General features: G+C 74.9%; 1 pseudogene. It reads left to right on the top strand.

The window, feature by feature from the left end:
* Positions 1-323: pseudogene (locus WCD74_RS29870) on the top strand (HNH endonuclease signature motif containing protein); the annotation flags it as partial.

The following is a 323-nucleotide window of genomic DNA, read 5'->3' as shown; positions in this document are numbered from 1 at the left end:
CGTCCGGGCCGCCCTGGCCGCTGCCCGGGAACGTGACCCCGACGAGCACCCGGCGCGCTCGACCGCCGAGGCCGACCACCGGTTCCCCGGGGCCGAGCTCACCCGCTGGATCCACGCCCGCGACCGCACCTGCCGCTTCCCGATGTGCACCCGCCCCGCCGTGGCCTGCCAGATCGACCACACCCGAGACCACACCCACGGCGGCCCGACCCAGGCCGACAACCTCGGCGCCCTGAGCCTCGGGCACCACCTCGCCAAACACGAACCCGACTCCGGCTGGACCGTCCACCAACCACAGGCCGGGACCTTCGTGTGGCGCTCTG

The organism is Actinomycetospora aurantiaca (genome assembly GCF_037401875.1).
Classification (GTDB): domain Bacteria; phylum Actinomycetota; class Actinomycetes; order Mycobacteriales; family Pseudonocardiaceae; genus Actinomycetospora; species Actinomycetospora aurantiaca.
The sequence above is the reverse complement of the archived record's forward strand: the minus strand, read 5'-3'. Positions and strand labels throughout refer to the sequence as shown.